Genomic DNA, 18,043 nt, shown 5'->3' with positions numbered 1-18,043 from the left:
GGGGGTGGATCGGAAGTCGGTGGAATGAACCGCGCGTCCGGACGGGGGAATTCCGGTGGCAAATCTGCGGGAGTACCTCGATTCCCGGGGCGTCATGAACCGGGTGCTGGTGCCGCCGGACGTGGACGCGTTCCTGCGGTCGGTCGACCAGGTGGTGCAGCGGACCTCGTCCGTGCTCGACGGGCGGATCCTGGTCAACCCGCCGCTGCCCGGCTTCCTCAGCTTCACGGTGGCCACCGGCCACCCTGCCGTGGTCACGCTCAGCGGGACGGCGACCGCGTGGCGGGCCGACATCGCGTTGCTGGGCACCGGTGGGCCGCTGTGCTACCTGCCGACCACGCCCGCGCTGGTCCCGGCGGAGCCGCGGTCCGACGGCACGGGCGCGGCCCGGCAGGAGTGGCTGGAGCCGCTGTCCGGGCGGCTGCGGGTGGACGGCGAAGTGGTCGTGCGGGTCGAGGGCACGGCCGAGTCGACCGTCCGGATGCGACTGCTGCCCGCCGGGCTGGCGGAGGACCAGTTGATCACGGTGCGGCTCAACCCGCCGGCGATGCTGTTCGGCACCACCGGTGTCGGCATGGCGTTCACCGGTGGCGTGATCCTGGTCGACGACAACCCGGCGCTCTCGCCGCCAGGTCTCGCCCCGGCGTGGCGCGGGCTGTCCATCCCGGAGTTGAAGCTGTACGTGCCGCGCGGGGTCCCGGTCATCGGCGGCACGACCGTCACCGCGAGCCTGGCGCTGACCAGCCCGGCCGGCGTGGACGCGTCGGTGACCACGCGGCTGCCCGCCGCGGACGGCCGTCCCGAGCTGACCGCGACCGTCGAGTGGCGCGACCCGGGCGCCACCCGCCTGGGCGACCTGCTGCCGACGCTGATCGACGCCGTGGCGCTGCTCCCGGTCGAGGGCACGACCGTGCCGGTGCCGAACGACGAGGTGGTGCTCGGGGGCGGCAACCCGGTGCGGTACCGGGTCCGCTACGCCCGCGACGTGCGGCAGAGCCCCGCCGTGGTCGGGTTCACCGCCTCGATGGACGCCGAGGGCGAGGACGGGCTGATCTCCGTGGAGGCCGGGCCGGGCGCGTCGGCGGGCGTCAAGGCGGTCGTCACGGCCGCGGCGCTGGCCACCGCGGTCATGGCCGACGCGCCGAAACCGCCGCCGCGGCCCGGCGACGACGGCAGCGGCGCGCTGGTGCACGCCCTGTTCGTCGCCGCGCTCGGGCTCAGCGCCCTGCTCACCGACCACGGCCGGGTCGTGGTGCACGGCGTGGGCATCGGCTACGCCACGGCCGGGAAGGCCGACTTCACCGTCGACTACAGCGCCGACATCCTGGTCAAGCCGCTGACCGTGGGCGGCGGCAGCGGGTTCGGCGTGGCCATGGACCCGGCCAGGCCCATGCGGGTGCGCTTCCGGGGCGTGCGGCTGCGGGTGGACCTGGCCGCGTCCGGCCTGGACCGCTACACCCTGGACCACCGCTCGGCGGGCGTGGACGTGGAGGACCCGGGCGGCTGGCAGGTCCGGCACCTCGGGTCGCTGTTCGACGTGCTGGGCACCCGGTCGGGCAAGGGCTCGACGTGGTTCGAGGTGGACCTGGCGTTCGCGCTGGACCTCGGGCCGGTGAAGGTCGAGGGCGCCACCATCCGCGCGACGGTGGACGGCGGCTCGCTCTCGGTGGTCCTGCGCGGGCTCGCGGTGGCGCTGGCGTTCCCCGGCGCGGGCGGCGGCCTGGACGTCATCGAGGGCAGGGGTCAGCTGCGGATCGTCACCGACCCGGACACCGGCCGCCCGATCACCGACGTGCGGCTGGCCGCGACCATCCCGCCGCTCAACCTCGCCACCGACGCCTACCTGCTCTCCGCCGACCACGGCCCCGACGGCAACCAGGTGCTCGTGGTGTTCGCCATCGACCTGCCCGGGCCGATCCCGCTGGGCCCCACGGGCCTGGGCGTGTTCGGGTTCCTGGGCGTCTTCGGCACCAACACCGCCATCGCCCTGCCGCCGGGCGACGACCTCGTGGTCCGGCAGCTCTCCTGGGACCCGCGGCTGCCCGGGCACACCCGGTTCGAGCCGGGCGCCACGACCCTGGGCATCGGCGCGGTCCTGGGCACCGTCCCCGACCTCGGGTTCACCTTCTCCGCACGGGCGATGTTCGCGCTCAGCGTGCCCGACGTGGCGATCAACGCGAGCCTCAAGGGCACCCTGTTCGGCTCGCGGCCGACGCTGGGCGAGATCGGCCGGGCACCCGACACCTCCGTGATCAACTACCTCGGCGGGCTCGCGATCAACCGCGACGGCCTCACCATCGGGCTGCGCGGCAGCTACCACGTGCCGGTGCTGTTCGACCTCACCGTGCCCATCGGCGCGCACTTCCCGGCCCACGACGCGAACTGGTTCATCGACATCGGCGGTGACGGCAAGCTCGGCCGCACCGGGCCGGTGCTGCTGACGATCCTGCCCGACATCCTCGACGAGCACGCGTGGGCGTTCCTCATGATCCACGGCAACGGCCTGCCCGACCTCTACGACGACGGCCGCGACCTCAACGGCTTCTCCGTCGGCATGGGCGCGGGCTGGCACCGCGACCTGCGGTTCGGGCCGCTGGGGCTGGAGATGAGCGCGTCGCTGGTCGCCGGCATCGGCACCATGCCCTACCCGGCCGAGGGGCAGGAGCAGTCGCTCGTGCTCGCCGCCGAGGGTGAACTCGCCGGGTCGCTGGACCTCGGGCCGGTGTCGGTGTCGGCGAGCGCGGCGCTGAAGGTGCAGGCCGGCCCCGGCACCCGGCACCTCGTCGACTTCCACGTCTGCGGCGAGGTCGACCTGGCGTTCTTCTCCCTCGGCGGCTGCGTCCACTTCCACCTCGGCGACCCGACCGGCGACCCGCCGACGCCGGTGGTCAGCCCGCTGACCGGCGTCCAGCTCGCCGACCGCCACGGCCGCAAGGTCGACGACGCGGCCACCGACCCGGACCACGCGCCGGTGGTGTGGCCGGATGTGGTGCCGGTGCTGGCGTTCAGCACGGGCCCGCGCGACGACACCGGCACCGAGGGGCAGTTCCTGTGCACCGCCGTCAACCCCAGCACCGGCGAGGCGGGCACGGACTCGCTGCGCTACAGGTACTCGCTGACCCGGCTGAACCTGGTCGAGGTCACCGCGGACGGCGACGTGGTGCCGACCCGGCAGCAGAACGCCACCTGGTGGATCCCGGCCGCCGACCACGACTCGCCCAACACGCTGACCTCGGCGCGGCACCTGAGCCTGCTCTCGACCGACCCGCTGCCGTGGATCCAGACGCTGGCCGACGGCGGCGAGGGCCTGCCGTCGGACCCGGTGGAGACGTTGCGCGACCTGTGCGACACGTGGGCCTCCGCGAAGTTCGGCTGGCTGCTCGGCGGCGACGCGCGGCGCACCGCGGCGGGCTGGGCGCTGCCGCCGGAAGCCCCGGCCCCCGACCGGTTCCGCCCCCGGGTGGGCGCGCGGGCGGTGTTCACGCTGGACGGCGAGCCGCTGCGGGCGTCGTGGTTCGGCGCGACGGGCCTGCCCGCCGCGGTGCACCCCGGCGGACCGCAGGCCGTGCCCGGCGGGGTGACGACCCCGGACCGGGTGTTCCCCGGTGTGCTGGTCCTGCCGCACCCGCTGCAGGGCGAGTGGCGCGGCGTGACCGGCGCGCCGACGTACGCCCTGGGCCACTTCACCTTCGACGAACCGCTGGTGGAGCCCCGCCTGTGGCTGCGGGTGCGGACGCCCGCCTCCGACGTCGACCTGCGCGTCTACTCCGGGTCCACCGACACCGCGTGGACGCGGGTCAGCACCCTCACCCCGACCCCGGACCACGTGATCCAGTGCTACGCGCCGCCCACGTCCGCCGCCGAGTCGGGCGTCCGGGTGTACTACTACGCGCGCAGCCGCGTCGAACTGCTCGGCGTGCGCACGTCGACCGCCGCCACCAGGGCCGAGGCCGGCGTGGTCAACGCGGCCCGGTCGCAGACCGCCACGGTCGGCAGCACGGAGTCCTACAAGCCGCTGGACGACGACACCGACCTGCTCAAGCCCGGCACCCTCTACAAGATCACCAACACGATCACGGTCAAGGCCGGTTCCCGTCCCACGGAAACCCTGCCGAGCACGGACTACTACTTCCGCACCGCGCCCGAGGTCTCGCCGGGACGGGCGGCGATCGGGCCGCCGCAGTTCGCCGCGAGCACCTTCGCGCCGACCTTCCGCGCGGTGGACCGGTTCGACCCGGCCTACCTGGAGCGGTACCTGCTGGGCTACCTGCCCGGCGACGGCACCCGGTTCTGGTACCACGACGACCCGGTGGCGGCGACCTTCAGCCGGCGGCACGTCACCGCGCTGGCCGGCCGCTACGACTACGACTCGCTGCTGCGCCTGCGCCGCACCGACCTCCAGCCGGGAGCGCCGGCGCAGCCCGACCTCGTCACGGCCCGCCTGGTCGCCATGATCGGGGCGTGGCGGCTGGCCCGCGCCGACCAGCGCCTGCACGCGCTGTCGCTCGTCAGCACGTGGTGCCGCCGCCCGGGGGTCGGCGCGTCGCTCGTGCCGCAGGCGCAGCTCGACCCCAGCGCGACCTACGACCTGGCCGCGTGGTTCCGCAAGCGCGGGCAGGGCACGGGCGGCCGCGGCCTGCCGGGCGTGGTGTTCACCACCTCCCGCTACGCCACGGCCCTGGAGCAGTGGGCCGACCTGGGGTTCGTCGCCACCGGCACGGCGGGACGCGCGGGCGACCTGCCGGTGACCTCGCCGACGACCCTGCCGCCACCGGGCGTGGGCGACGGCCTGCTCGCCCGCGTGCTGCGCGACCTCGGGCTGGACCTGCGGCCCGCGCCCCGCGCCCGCACCAGCGCGCTGTGGGCGCGCAGCGGCACCGGCTGGGTGCTGTCCGGTGTGCTGCTGGAGTCGCCGGAACCCCTGGAGCGGCCGGGCATGGGCCGGGACGCGGACGGCGCGCCGCCCCGGCTGCGCATCCGGTCGCTCAACGCCTTCGACCAGGTGTGGCGGGACGGGTCGGGGTGCCGGGTGCTGATGCGCACGACCGCGCCCGCGGTGCCCGCCGCCGGCCTGCGGCTGACCGTCGAGGAGAACCGGCCGCTGGCCACCGGCGGCGTCACCGCCGTGACGAGCAACCTGCTGTGCACCTGCGGCACCGCGCCCCGTTTCGCCGAGGAGGTCTGATGGCGGAGTTCACCCGACGCGCGCTGCTGGGCGGCGCGGTGGCGAGCGGCGTGGCGGCCGCGGTGGCGGGCGACCGGGCCGACCCCGGGGTCGTGCCGACGGCGGTCGGCGGCCGGTCGGCGGTGGCGCCGGCGACCCTGCTGCGCGCCTCGGCGATCACCGCGGCGGGCGACCCGTGGCTGCCCGACGGCACGCACCTGCGGGTGAACGTGGCGCCCCGGCTGGGGTTCCCGCTGCACCCGTTCACGGCGTTCCGCGTGGACGTGGCGCCGTGGCGCGCCTCCGGGGCCGACGTGATGGAGCGGCCGTCCACGCACGTGTGGCTCGGCCCCGACCTGGCGGTGCTCAAGACCGGCGGCGGCCTCACCACCACCAGCCCGTCCGACGTGCGCTACCTGCTGGTGCACGGGTGGCAGTGGACGTTCCGGGCGGTCCGGTGCTGCTTCGTGCGGCTGGTCACCAGCGGGGGCGCGGGGCTGCGGGTGGACGTGCTCGACCCGGCCAGCAGGCTCCCCGACGGGGAGGCGACGGTGCTGGCGAGCCGCGCGGCGGCGCCCTACGAGTTCGGCGGCGCCGACCTCACCCTGCTGCGGCTGCGGGGCGCCGGCACGGTCGACCTGGTCGAGATCGTGAGCACCGAGTCGCCCTACATCGTGGTCGACCCGGCCCGCGCGGTGTCGTTCGGCCTGCCGACCGGTGCCGGACCGTGGTACGTGCCCGACGCCGACCCGGCGACCGCCGCCCGCGTCCGGGTGGAGCAGGGCGCGGCCAGGCGCCTGGGCCCGCCCGACCGGCCCGACGGCGCGGTGGTCGCGCTCTCGCCCGCCGAGGAGGTGAGCCGGGTGCAGGCGCTGTCCGACGCGCCGTCGGGCCTGCGCTACTGGCTGGACCGCTGCTTCACCGACCAGGGCACGCCGCCGGTCGACACGTCGGTGGACCTGGGCGGCGGCCCGGTCGCGGACGCCTCCGGCTCGGTCGGTCCCATGACCGCGCTGCTCGCCTCGGCCGTGGACCCGGCCATCGCCAGGCACCTCGGGCTGGCCACCCGCGTGGACCCGCCCACCACCGCGTCGGCGTGCACGCTGTGGCTGGTCGCCGGGCTGTGGCTGCTGCCGCTGGACCGGGCGCACGAGGGCGGCACGCTGCGCTCGCTGCTCACCGGTTTCCCACCGCCCTCCCCGGTCGTGTCCGCCCTCCACAGCCGCTACCCCGGCCTGTCGGCACTGGCCGCGCAGCGCCAGGCCGAACTGCGCGCCGCCCACCCCGCCGACGGATGGACCGCCGTGCCGCTGATGGGCGCGACCGTCGCCGTCAAGTCACCGCCGGACCGGCCGGCGCCGCCCGGCACGCTCGCGCTGCCGCCGCCCGTCTGGCGGGTGACGACCGGCGAGCGGCGGTGGACGCAGCGGATCCCGCTGCGCGGCCCCGCCGCCGGCGGGATGCTCGGCCTGGCCAGGCTGTCGCCGGCGGTTTCGCTGCACCGCACGGTCCGCGTCGGCTCGGTGAACCGGGCGCTCGCCCTGGTCGCCCACTGGGACGTGGACGACAACGACTCGGGCGCGGTCGTCGACCCCTCGGTGCCCGGCCAGTCCGCGTCGTGGGGCCTGTGGCGGGCCGACGAGTTCGGCCGCTGGAGCGACCAGGCCGTGGTCACCGCCCAGGCGCCGCCCACCGCCGGCCCGCCGACGCCCGGCGTCGAAGCCGAGTACCAGCCCGCCGCGCCGGGCACGGGCACCGAACCGCGTTCCCCCGGTGTGCTGCGGATCCGGGTCGGCGTGCCCGGCCGCACCCTGCCGGGCCGGCTGCCCGTCCGCGACGTCGTCGGCCCCGGCGGCGCGCCGGTCACCCTGGCGCTGCTCACCGTCGACGGCGTGGAGCAGCCCGCCATCCCGGTGCCCGCGGGCGCGACCTCCGTGACCGCCACCGTGGCCGTGCGCCCGTTCGGCGTGGGCGAGACCGCCGCGATCCCCGTCACCGCCCGCCTGGCCGACGCGGCGGGCCAGACCTCGGCACCCGCCGCGGTGGAGCGCGCCGTGCAGGACCCGAGGTCCTACCCGCCGCTGTTCGTGGCGCCCACCCTGCTGTTCGCCGCCGACCGGGACCCGGTGGGCGACAGCGAGGTCGGCCTGGAGTGGAGCGGCGGCGCGTGGGGCTACCGCGTGTACCTGGGCGACGAGCGGCGGCTCGGCGGTACCGGCGCGGGCCCGCGGTGCGTGCGCGCGGCCGAGGTGTGGGGGCGCTCGGCGCAGCTGACCGACCGCAGGCGCTTCACCCTGGTCACGCCGACACCCCTGCACGCCGACCCCGACGGTGTCGTGCGCTTCGCCCACCGGCTGCCGGGCTCCCTGCGCGACGTCCAGTTCGTCCGCGTGGTCCCGGTGACCGCCGCGGGCGTGGAGACGAGGTTCGAGACCTGCGGGCTGACGCCGGTGGCCGTGCCCTCGGGCGACACCCCGCCCGCGCCCCTGGTCCGCGTGGCTCCCCGGGCGGACGGCCGGGTCGACGTGACGATCACCGCCACCGGGCTGCCCGCGACGACCGGGACGCCCCAGGCCCGGCTGCGCCGCGGCCGGCTTGCCAACGACGACCCCGAGTACGTGCCCGTCGTGCAGACCGACATCCCCCTGACCCGGACCGCGGCCGACACCTGGTCGGCCACCGTGGTCGACGGCCCGGCGACGGGCCTGCCCGCGCACGTGCGGCTGACGTGGCTGGCCGAGGTGCGCTACCCGGCCGAGCCCCACCTGCCCGCCGGCGCCACGCCGGCGGAGAGCCAGGTCCACCCGGCGGCCGGGACGCCGCCCGGACCCCGAATCGCGTCGTGGGGCCCGGCCTCACCGCCCGCGTCGACCGTGCTGACCCCGGAGAACGCCCTGGTGCCCCGGGCCGCCGTGCGGTGGGGGTCGGCGTACAACGAGATCGTCGTGACCAACACCCCGGTGACGCACCGCTTCGCCACCGCGCCGTACCTGGTGTCGGTGCACCGGATCCACCCACCCGGTTCGCTGCCGTCCGCGACCCTGCCGCCGGTGCCGATCACCGGTACCACGACGGTCGTCCGGGATACGGTGACCAGCCCCCGGCCGCAGCGGTACGCGGTGGTGGTGATCGACCCGCTGAACCGCTCCACGGCCCCGGTGTACGTCCAGTGAGCCGGAGGCCGTACCACCGGGGAGCGCCACCGACGTGTTCGTGGTCCATCGGGGTCGGCTGCGTCATATTGTTGACGCCGCGATAATCCCACGGGTCCGAACCGCACACGCAGATGGCCGACACGCGAATGATCGCACGCGTCGGCGCGGGGATCACGGGGTTTTCGCGTTCCTCCGCCCGGATATCGCCCGGGGCGTGAAAAACAGCTCCACGCAGTGGCAGGCATTCCTTTTTAACACATATTTTCAGGGGGGCGACGGACCCTTACCGCACGGCCTTGGCGTAGGCGCCCGCGCTCATGCCGAACACCTGCCGGAAGTGCCGGTTGAGCTGGCTCTGGTCGCAGTAGCCCAGCGCGGCGGCCACGTCCGCCACCGAACGGCCCCTCACCAGCATCGCCATGGCCCGGTCCAGCCGCAGCAGGGTGCGGTAGCGGTGCGGCGGGACGCCGTAGACCCGGCGGAAGCTGCGGACCAGGTGGTGCTTGCCGCACCCGGCCACGGTCGCCAGCTCGTCGAGGCTGACGTTGGCGTCCAGCCGGTCGTGCAGGACCTCCCGGACGCGCCGCAGCGCCGGCGGGCCGAGCGCCGGGTCGGTCGGGCGGGGAGCGGTCGCGTGCCGGGTGACGAGGTCGTCGAGCAGGCAGGCGAGGACCGACTGGAGGGCCAGTTGGTCCTCGTCGCGGGCCAGGCCGCGGTGCAGTGCGGCGATGCCGTCGAACAGAGCGCGGTCGGGGTAGGCGAGCCGGTGGAACCGCGGCGGGCCGGAGGCGCCGCGCGGCAGGAGTGCGGCGTCCACCAGCAGCAGGTCGAACTCCGCCCTGGTCTCGTGCCCGCCGAGCGCCTGCACCACCTCGTCCGGCTCGACCACCGTCACCGCGCCCGCGGCGCCCGCCTCCTGGTCCCGGCCGCGGTAGCGCACCGCCGGCGGGGCGCCCCGGTGCCTGATCTTGATCGTGTAGCCGCTGCTCAGGGTGAACCGCGGGCGGGTGTAGTTCGGGATGCGCCCGGACACCACTTCGACCCCCGGCAACTGCGGGGGGCGCCACCTGCGCAGGTGCGACTCGTCCATGTCAACTTCGCCCTAGTCGGTGTTCCCGGCCTGCTCGTACGGTCGACTCGAGGAAAGGCAGTGGACCCCGACGGAGAGGTGGAGCGCCGATGGTCGAGCCGGTCGGGTCCCAGTGCAGCAGATTCCTTCCGGCCGTGACGCGTTCCCGGGCGATCACTGCACTTCGGGGCAGGATTCGTGCGCTGAATTACTGATCGAGGTCACCCGGTCGGTTCGCACAATCGTCCCCGGAGGTTGTCCAGATGACGTCGTCGCGAGTCGTGTCGCCGTGGGAATCGCTGGCGGTGGAACGGCGGACCGCCCCCGCCGGTGGCGAGGACCTGCTGTGCCGGGCGCCCGACGAGTGGGTCGCCGTCATCACCCCGTTGCGCGGGTCGTGCCAGGTCGAGACCGGGGACGGCGCGCGGCGCGCCGGCCTGGTGCCGGGCGAGGTCTGCCGGATCGCACCGGGCGGGCTGGTCCGGATCCGCCGAGCCCCGCCGGGGCACCCGCCCTTCGAGCTCGCCTGCGCCCGGCTCCCCGCGGCGGTCTTCCGGGACGCCGCGCGGGCGCACCCGGCCTCCGTCGAGGAGGCGCTGAGGCCGCACGCGCCCCGGTACCCGGACCCGCACCTGGCGTCGATGGTGTCCGTGCTGGTCCACGCGCGCGAGCTGGGGGCGGGGGAGGACTACGCGGTCAGCGCGTCCCGGTACCTGGCGAACTACCTGCTCGCGCCGTGGGCCACCGGGCAGCAGGGCGCCGGGGGCCTGGAACGCGACCAGTTGGTGGAGGTGATCGCGTACCTGGAGGAGAACCTGGGGGAGGACATCACCCTGGACCAGCTGGCGGCCCGCGCCGGGGTCAGCCGGTACCACTTCCCGCGCCGGTTCTCCGAGTCCGTCGGCGAGACGCCGTTGCAGTACCTGACCAGGCTGCGGGTGGACGCGGCGCGGTACCAGCTCGCGGCGGACGACGAGCCGGTGTCGCGGGTCAGCAGGCGGTGCGGCTTCCGGAGCCCGGAGAACTTCGCCAGGGTTTTCCGCAGGTGGGTGGGGTGCTCGCCGTCGGAGTACCGGAAACGGGTCCGGCAGGAGGGGGCGAGCGCGTGAAGGGCACCGGGAACCGGCAGTGGTCACCCGGTCGGCCGTGACCGGCGCACCGCGGGACGTGCGGCACGGTCGCCGACCGGGCGGGGGAACGCGGGGGCGCAACTCGTCGGAACTGCTTTCTGGGGACGGATCCGTCATGTCGAAGATCATTCGCTCTTTCCCGCCCACGGCCCTCGCGGTGGCTGCGTGAACCACGCGACGGTGGTGCTGCGGCTCCGCGGCCCGCACGCCGACGAAGCCTCGCTGGAGAGCGCCGCCGTGGAGGCGACGTGGGCCACGGCGACGCCCGAGGACTCGATCGAGCACGTGCACGCCCAGGTCATGCGGGACCGCCTGTACGTGACCCTGCACCGGGTCGGCCGGGACCGCGAGGAGACCCGGGCGATCGCCAGGGAGCTCTGCCGGCGCACGATCGCGACCTCCCCCTTCCTCTCGCGGGTCGTCCACGGGGAGATCAAGACCATCGTGCTGCCGCTGAAGTCCTTCGGGATCGACCCGTAGTACGGCCCGTGGTGGCCGCCCTTTCGTGACCAGGACAAAGGAGATGCCGTGGCCGTGTTCGCCGTGACGACAGCGAAGGGACCCCGTTGGGATCACACCCGGGGCATCCGGGAGCAGGCCGAGTGGGACGGGCACTCGGATTTCGCCGACGACCTCTTCGACCGCGACGTCATCATCCTCGGCGGCCCGATCGGCGACGGCGGCGGTGAGGACGTCGGGCTCCTCGCCGTGGTGGCGGCCGACGAGGACGAGGTGCGGTCCACCTTCGCCAAGGACCCGTGGGCGCTGAACGGGGTGCTGCGCATCAAGGAAGTGCGTCCCTGGACCCTGTGGCTCGACCGGCGGTGACGTGGTGAGCCACAACTACACGCACCGGGTGCTGGCCGCCCTGGGCGGGCGACCCGAGCGGGTCGCCTGCCACCGACCCGACGGGACCGCGATCCGCCGCGGTGAGCTGCTGGCGCTGATCCACCGGTTCGCGCACGTGCTGGCGGCCAGGGGGGTGCGGCGGGGGTCGAGCGTGACCCTGTTGTCCGAGAACCGGGTCGAGACCATGGCCGCCAGGTACGCGGCGAACCTGCTCGGCGCGCGGACCGCGTTCCTCTACAACGGCCTGGCGGCGGCCGCGCAGGCGAGCGTCGTCGCCGACGTGGGCACCGACGTGCTCGTGGTGGACGCCGCGCTGGCCGGGCGGGCCGCGGAGGTGCTCGAACGGGCGCCGGTCGCCACGGTGCTCGGCCTCGGCCCGACGAGGGCGTGGGAGGACGTGCTCTCGTTGGCCGACGAGGCTCCCGGCGGTCCGGTCACGCCGACCGAAGTGGACGCCGACGACGTCTGCTTCATCCGGTACACCGGCGGCACCACCGGGAGCCCCAAGGGGATCGAGGTCGCCTACGGGACCCAGGCGAGCCTTTTCGACCTCATGAGCACGGTGGTCGACGCGGACATGGTGGTGCTGCTCTGCACGACGCTGGCCCACGCCGGCGGCGCGTTCTCCGAGGTGGTGCTCGGCCTCGGTGGCCGACTGGTGCTGCACCGGGGTTTCGACCCCGCGAAGGTGCTCGCCGACGTTGCCGCCCACCGGGTGACCGAGCTGCTCCTGGCACCACCGCTGCTGTACGAGATCATCGACCACCCGACGTTCGGCGACCACGACCTGTCCAGCCTGCGCGCGGTCAACTACGGCAGCTGCGCCGCGTCACCGACCCGGATCGCGCAGGCCGTCGAACTGCTCGGTCCCGTGCTGGTGCAGGTGTACTCGCAGAACGAGGCGGGCGTGATCTCCGAGCTGTCCGCGCGGGAGCACCTGGAACCGGAGCTGCTCGCCACCGTCGGCCGCCCGGTCCCCGGGGCGCGGGTGACGATCCGCGACCAGGACGGCGACGAGCTGCCCACCGGCCGGGCGGGGGAGATCTGCGTGCGGTCGCCGACGGCCGCGAAGGGGTACTGGCGCAACCCGGAGCTGACCGCGCGGGTGTGGCGCGACGGCGAGGTGCGCACCGGGGACGTCGGCTACCTCGACGAGCGGGGCTACCTGCACCTGTGCGACCGGATCAAGGACATGGTGATCGTGCTCGGCTGGCACGTGTACCCGGCCGCGTTGGAGGACCTGCTGGTGCGCCACCCGGCGATCGCCCGGGCGGCGGTGTTCGGGGTGGCCGACGCGGACGCGGTGGAACGGGTGCACGCCGCCGTCGTGACGCGGCCGGGGCACAGCGTCACACCGGAACAGGTGCGCGCCTTCGTCACGGCCGAACAGGGCGCCATCTACGCGCCGCACCGGGTCCACCTGGTGCGGCGGCTCCCGCTGACCGACGCGGGCAAGCCCGACAAGGAGCTGCTGCGCCGGTCGTTGGCCGACCGGTGAACGACTTCACCGGTCGGCGTCCTCCGCCATGGCGGCCTGGAGGCTCCTCGGCCTCATGTCCACCCAGTTCCGCTCCACGTAGTCCAGGCACGCCGCTCGACCGTCCTCGCCGAACGCGACGCTCCAACCGGGGGGGACCGGGATGGAGGCCGGCCACAGGGAATGCTGCCCCTCCTCGTTGACGAGCACGGAGAAGCGGCCGTTCTCGTCGTCGAACGGGTTGATGCTCATGATCTCCCTTTCCGATCGGTGGGGATTCCGGCGGGACCCCGCCCGCCCGGTTCGCGGACGAATTCGGTGACGGTGCCCACCACGCGGAAACCGGCCCGCCGGTAGGCGCGTTCGGCGATGCCCCCGGCGGCCGCGAAGAGGCCGGCGGGCAGCCCGGTCGCGGAGGCGGTGGCGTGGACGGCCAGGGCGACCTCGGTGGCGATCCCCAGCCCGCGCCAACCGGGGTGGAGGAGCAGGTTCTTGACCCGGACCACGGTGGCCGAGCGCACGACGCCCACCGTGCCGCAGGTCTCGTCCGCGCCGTCGACCAGGAAGTAGCGGATGATGCCGCTCCGCCACTTCCGGTGCTCGTACTCCGCCCATGACCGGGTGTCGACGCGGTGGCCGTCGGGGGCGTGCGTGGACCCGCCGTCGACGCGCACCTTCTCGGCCCAGCCCGACGCCGACGTGATCTCCCGCAGCCGTACCCGGGTGCTCCCGCGCGGTGCGCGTTCCGGGTCGCGGACGAGCATCGACTCGAAACGCCGCGCGTACCCGTGGGCGAGCAGCTCGGTTTCGAGGGCGGGTGCCCGGTCGGTCAGGTAGAGCCGGTAGCGGTGCCCGCCCGCGAGGTGCACGGCGCCCTCGAAGTCGAGCCGCCACCGACGCGCGCCCTCCTCCGTGGCGGGTGGCTCGACGCGGACGGCCAGGCAGCCCGCGGCGAGGTGTTCGAGACCGGGCGTCCGGACGAGGGTGAAACCGTTGCCCCGCGACGACTCGGCGCCTGCTTCGAAGTAGGCGGTGTCGGTGTCCACGATGTCTTCCAGGTGACGCCGCCGGAGTAGGGAATCCATGGCTCGGTCTCCATCCGCGTTCCGCGGGGCCATGGCCTCCGCTGGCACCGAGCCTCCCGCAACCGGCCCGAGCGGTCTGCGGGACCAAGGTCCCATGGTCTGCGCGCGCGACCCCGGACCACACTGGTCGGGCGGCTCGGGTCCGCGAAGTCCACCGATCGACCGGGAACTGCCACCCACGGCGAGGAGAAACCGTTGCCGCACCCAGCCGCGTCGCCGAGCCCCGTGCGTTCGTACACGGAGTGGGACCCGTTGGAGGAGGTCATCGTCGGCATCGTCGACGGGGCCTGCTTCCCGGGGTGGCACCTCGCCCTCCCCCCGGTGCTGCCGGCCGACCAGCACGAGACGTTCCGCCGGATGGCCGGCCGGCCCTTCCCGCCGGAGCTGGTCGCGGCCGCGGCCGCGGAGCTGGACGAGTTCGCGCACATCCTGGAGAGCGAGGGCGTGGTCGTGCGCCGGCCCGAGCCCATCGCGCAGGGGCGGCCGTACCGGACGCTCGACTGGACCAGCACCGGCATGTACGCGGCGATGCCGAGGGACGCGCTGCTGGTGGTCGGCGAGCAGATCATCGAGTGCCCGATGGCCTGGCGCTCCCGCTACTACGAGTCGCTGGCCTACCGCCCGCTGCTCAAGGAGTACTTCCGCGGCGGTGCCGGGTGGGCCGCCGCGCCGAAGCCGGAGCTGACCGACGAGCAGTTCGACCAGGACTGGGTCGAGTCCGACCCGGTCCGGCTGGTGGTGACCGAGTTCGAGCCGACGTTCGACGCCGCCGACTTCGTCCGCTGCGGCCGGGACATCTTCGTCCAGCGCAGCAACGTCACCAACGACTTCGGCATCGAGTGGCTGCGCCGGCACCTGGGGGAGGACTACCGGGTGCACGTGGTCGAGTTCGCCGACGCGCACCCGATGCACATCGACGCCACCCTGGTCCCGCTGGCGCCGGGCAAGCTGCTGATCAACGCCGACCGGGTGCCCGAGGTGCCCCGCCAGTTCCGGGACTGGGACGTGCGGGCCGCGCCGGAGCCGGTGATCCCCTCGTCGCACCCGCTGTACCTGACCAGCAAGTGGATCAACATGAACCTGCTGGTGCTGGACGAACAACGGGTGGTGGTCGAGCGGCAGGACGAGCCGATGATCGCCGCGGTCAAGGAGTTCGGGTTCACCCCGGTCCTCTGCGACTTCCGCAACTTCAACAGCTTCGGTGGCTCGTTCCACTGCGCCACGCTGGACGTGCGGCGCAGCGGCGCCCTGGAGTCCTACTTCTGAGCATCCGGGCCACGGATGCACTTACCAGGGGGTGCCATGCGCGTCTGGAGGGTTTCACCGCGGGACGGCCTGCTGGTGGCCTGCAGCCTCACCCACTTCGCGGTCATGTTCTGGTGCGCCGCCACCTGGGCCCAGGCCGGCTGGCCGGGCCGCGTGGCGCAGGTCGCGCTGCTCGCCGTGATGACCGCGTACAACATCATCGTCGTGGCGCACCTGTTCACCCACCTGCCGTGGTTCGCCTCGGCCCGGCTGAACGCGGTGGCGTCCGCGCTGAACTCGGTCAACATCGGGCAGTCCGCGCAGGCGTACGGGCTGATGCACGTGCGCAACCACCACCGGTACAACAACGACGCCCCGGGGGAGACCGGCACCACGAAGGACCTGTCCTCCACGTACCGGGACGGCGAGAACGGGGAACACGCGCCGCTGCTGCGCTACGCGATCGGCGGGGCGTTGCAGTCGCTGCGCGACCGCGGCCGCGAGCTGCCGCTCCTCCTGGGCCTGACCAGGCCCGGTGCCGGTGAGCTGATGCTCCTCTCGCTGGCCTGGCGCCGGGAACCCCGGCGCAGCAGGGAGCTGCGCCAGATCAGGGTCGACCGCGCGGCGCACTGGCTGTCGCTGGCCGCCCTCACCGCGATCTCCTGGGAGTGGACCCTGTTCTGCTACCTGCCGGCCTACTTCCTGGCGCTGGTCATGGTGAACGTGCAGAACTACTACCGGCACTACGGCGCCGACCCGGACAACCGGGCCGCCGACTCGGTCAGCCACTACGGCCGGCTGTACAACCGGCTCGCGTTCAACGACGGCTACCACCAGGAGCACCACCTGAACCCGAGCGCGCACTGGTCGCAGCTGCCGGCCGTGCGGCGGCGGCACCGGGCCCGGCTGGACGCGCAGCCCCGGATCGTCAGCCCGCTGCCCGCCATGCTCGGTTTCCTGCACACCCGCCGGCCGCTGCTGCACCGCGCCCGGGCGGAGGGAGGACGCTCGTGACCATCACCGGCCGGTCGCTGCCGCACACCTCGTTCCGGGTGCACCAGACCACCCGGGTCGTCGACCACGACGCCGTGTCGCGCGTGCTGCGCGGCGAACTCGCCGCCTACCGGGTCCGCTCGTACCTGCCCGCCCCGGACTGCGAGCGCATCGTCGCGAACTTCTGGTCGCCCGCGACGGCCCGCACGCCGCGCTACGGCGACGGGGTCGGCGGGGTCGAGGGCTACCTCGTCGGCGCCTCGCACGTCGACAGCACCACCGAGGAGTACCTGGCCTCGGTGCAGAAGTCGGCGAGCGCGGTGCGCGACCTCTACCGGGACGCCGTCGACCCGATCGCCGAGTTCCGCTCGTCGCTGACGGCCCACGGCGTCGTCCCGGCGGCCCGGGCGGCCCGGCACCACGGCATGCCCGCCGGGGACTCGAAAGCCGTCTGCTGGAACCAGGCGGGGCGGTTCCTGCTGCAACCGCACGACGACCTGGCCCAGCTCGGCGACCCCCTCCAGGCCGGCTTCGAGATCCAGCGGCTGCGGCGCGTGGTGGCGGTCAACGTCTACCCCCGGGTGATCCCGGGCACCGGGCAGCTCAAGCTGTGGAACGTCGAGCCGGACGAGGCCGCGCGGGACCGGCTGGGCCTGCTGCACAGCGGGTTCCCCTACCCGGTCGAGCTGCTGACCGGCGTGCCGTCCGTGGTCATCCCGGTGGAGACCGGCGACCTCTGCGTCATCAACGGGAACCTCGTGCACGCGGTGCTGGGTGGCGAACCCGTCGGCCGGGACCGGAGGCGGTTGCTGCTGACCTGCTTCACCGGGGTCGACGACCGCGGTGAGCTGATCTGGTGGACCTGACGCGCCACCGGCCCCGCACCTGACGCGCCGCCTGCCCCGGACCCGACGCACCGTCAGCCGAGGCCGGCGGCGCGTTCCCACACGTGCCGGGCGGCCATGACGTCCTCCACCGCGAGGCCCAGCGACTCGAACACCGTCACCTCGTCGTCACCGCCGCGGCCGGGGTGGCGGCCCAGCAGCACCTCGCCGATCTCGGCCCGGATGCCCGACGCCGCGAAGTGGCCCTCCCGCACGGCCGACAGCAGGTCCCCGGCCTCGACCAGGGCCGACTCGCGGCTGTCCACGAACACCCCGGCCCGTGCCACCAGGTCCCCCGCCAGCTCGCGGTGGTCGGGGAACACCGCGCCGACCGCGTTGACGTGCGCGCCCGCCGCCACCATGCCGGCCTCCAGCAGCGGCGTCGGGCTCGACGTGGTGGTGCAGACCAGGTCGGCGCCGTCGACGGCCTCGGCCACCGAACCGGCCCGCACCACCCGGCGCCCGGCGGCCGACTCCGCGAAGGCGCGGGCGTGCTCCGGGTCGCGGCTCCACACCCGGACCTCTCGCAGCTCCCGCACCAGCGCGAGGGCTTCCAGGTGGGCCCGCGCCTGCGTCCCGGAGCCGAGCAGCGCCAGGACGCCGGCGTCGGGGCGGGCGAGCGCGTCGGTGGCGACCGCGGACACCGCGGCCGTGCGGATCGCGGTCAGGCTGGTGCCGTCGACCGCCGCGACCGGCGCCGCGGTGTCCGGGTCGAGCACCAGGACGAGCCCGGGGTGCGGGTCGAGGCCGCGAGCCGGGTTGCCGGGTTTGACCGCGATGGCCTTCAACCCGAACATGCCGCGCCCACCGCCGAACGAGACGAAGGCGGGCATCACGGCGAGCACGTCGCCGTCGGCCCCGGGGACCATGGTGCGGAGCGGCTGGTGCACCTGCCCGGCGCTGAACGCGCGGAGCGCTTCGCGCATCACCGGGATGGCCGCGCTCATCGGCAGCAGCTCCCGGACGGCGGCCTCGTCGAAGATCCTCACGCG

13 protein-coding genes are annotated in these 18,043 nt (G+C 74.5%); 9 read left to right on the top strand and 4 right to left on the bottom strand.

Annotated elements, in window-relative coordinates:
• Nucleotides 1–55: 55 nt before the first annotated feature.
• Nucleotides 56–5,185, top strand: coding sequence for a hypothetical protein (locus EKG83_RS28920; protein WP_153278519.1), 5,130 nt, complete (start codon nt 56–58; stop codon nt 5,183–5,185).
• Complete coding sequence (locus EKG83_RS28915; RefSeq protein WP_033433826.1) at nt 5,185–8,337, top strand: hypothetical protein; 3,153 nt, start codon at nt 5,185–5,187, stop codon at nt 8,335–8,337. The genes EKG83_RS28920 and EKG83_RS28915 overlap by 1 nt, the downstream gene beginning before the upstream one ends.
• Nucleotides 8,338–8,602: 265 nt before the next feature.
• Here the strand turns inward: EKG83_RS28915 and EKG83_RS28905 are convergent, their stop codons facing one another.
• Nucleotides 8,603–9,409 (bottom strand): helix-turn-helix domain-containing protein, encoded by an 807-nt coding sequence (locus EKG83_RS28905; RefSeq protein WP_153278518.1) that lies wholly within the window; start codon nt 9,407–9,409, stop codon nt 8,603–8,605.
• A gap of 242 nt (nt 9,410–9,651) precedes the next feature.
• On the opposite strand from EKG83_RS28905, the gene EKG83_RS28900 reads away from it, so the two are divergent.
• From EKG83_RS28900 to EKG83_RS28885, 4 genes are all read left to right on the top strand, one after another.
• A complete protein-coding gene (locus tag EKG83_RS28900) occupies nt 9,652–10,497 on the top strand; it encodes a helix-turn-helix domain-containing protein (RefSeq protein ID WP_153278517.1) in 846 nt (281 codons plus the stop codon).
• 186 nt (nt 10,498–10,683) lie between these two features.
• Nucleotides 10,684–10,998 carry a hypothetical protein gene (locus EKG83_RS28895; RefSeq protein WP_033433827.1) on the top strand — a complete coding sequence of 105 codons (315 nt, stop codon included), beginning with the start codon at nt 10,684–10,686 and terminating at the stop codon, nt 10,996–10,998.
• Between the two features lie 48 nt (nt 10,999–11,046).
• Nucleotides 11,047–11,346 carry a YciI family protein gene (locus EKG83_RS28890; protein ID WP_051766575.1) on the top strand — a complete coding sequence of 100 codons (300 nt, stop codon included), beginning with the start codon at nt 11,047–11,049 and terminating at the stop codon, nt 11,344–11,346.
• A 4-nt stretch (nt 11,347–11,350) separates the two neighbouring features.
• Entirely contained in the window at nt 11,351–12,865 is a 1,515-nt protein-coding gene (locus EKG83_RS28885) for an AMP-binding protein (protein WP_170191921.1), read from the top strand.
• 6 nt (nt 12,866–12,871) lie between these two features.
• On the opposite strand, the gene EKG83_RS28880 is transcribed toward EKG83_RS28885, so the two are convergent.
• On the bottom strand, nt 12,872–13,096 hold the full coding sequence (locus tag EKG83_RS28880) for an MbtH family protein (protein WP_033433888.1): 225 nt from the start codon (nt 13,094–13,096) through the stop codon (nt 12,872–12,874).
• The gene (locus EKG83_RS28875; RefSeq protein WP_153278516.1) at nt 13,093–13,929 is read right to left on the bottom strand and encodes a GNAT family N-acetyltransferase; all 837 of its coding nucleotides are present in this window, start codon (nt 13,927–13,929) and stop codon (nt 13,093–13,095) included. Before EKG83_RS28875 ends, EKG83_RS28880 begins: the two co-directional genes overlap by 4 nt.
• A 225-nt stretch (nt 13,930–14,154) precedes the next feature.
• On the opposite strand from EKG83_RS28875, the gene EKG83_RS28870 reads away from it, so the two are divergent.
• From EKG83_RS28870 to EKG83_RS28860, 3 genes are read left to right on the top strand one after another with little or no spacing between them, the layout of a single operon-like run.
• Complete coding sequence (locus EKG83_RS28870) at nt 14,155–15,195, top strand: amidinotransferase (RefSeq protein WP_228122257.1); 1,041 nt, start codon at nt 14,155–14,157, stop codon at nt 15,193–15,195.
• Between the two features lie 36 nt (nt 15,196–15,231).
• Nucleotides 15,232–16,188: a fatty acid desaturase family protein gene (locus EKG83_RS28865; RefSeq protein ID WP_033433830.1), complete on the top strand. Its 957-nt coding sequence runs from the start codon at nt 15,232–15,234 to the stop codon at nt 16,186–16,188.
• Complete coding sequence (locus EKG83_RS28860) at nt 16,185–17,033, top strand: hypothetical protein (protein ID WP_033433831.1); 849 nt, start codon at nt 16,185–16,187, stop codon at nt 17,031–17,033. Before EKG83_RS28865 ends, EKG83_RS28860 begins: the two co-directional genes overlap by 4 nt.
• A gap of 53 nt (nt 17,034–17,086) precedes the next feature.
• Here EKG83_RS28860 and EKG83_RS28855 read toward each other — a convergent pair whose 3' ends face one another.
• Nucleotides 17,087–18,040, bottom strand: coding sequence for an ornithine cyclodeaminase family protein (locus EKG83_RS28855; protein ID WP_084716912.1), 954 nt, complete (start codon nt 18,038–18,040; stop codon nt 17,087–17,089).
• Nucleotides 18,041–18,043: the final 3 nt, after the last annotated feature.

The sequence above is a fragment of the Saccharothrix syringae genome (genome assembly GCF_009498035.1).
In the GTDB taxonomy this organism is placed as follows: Bacteria; Actinomycetota; Actinomycetes; order Mycobacteriales; family Pseudonocardiaceae; genus Actinosynnema; species Actinosynnema syringae.
This window is presented reverse-complemented; position numbering and strand designations above follow the sequence as displayed.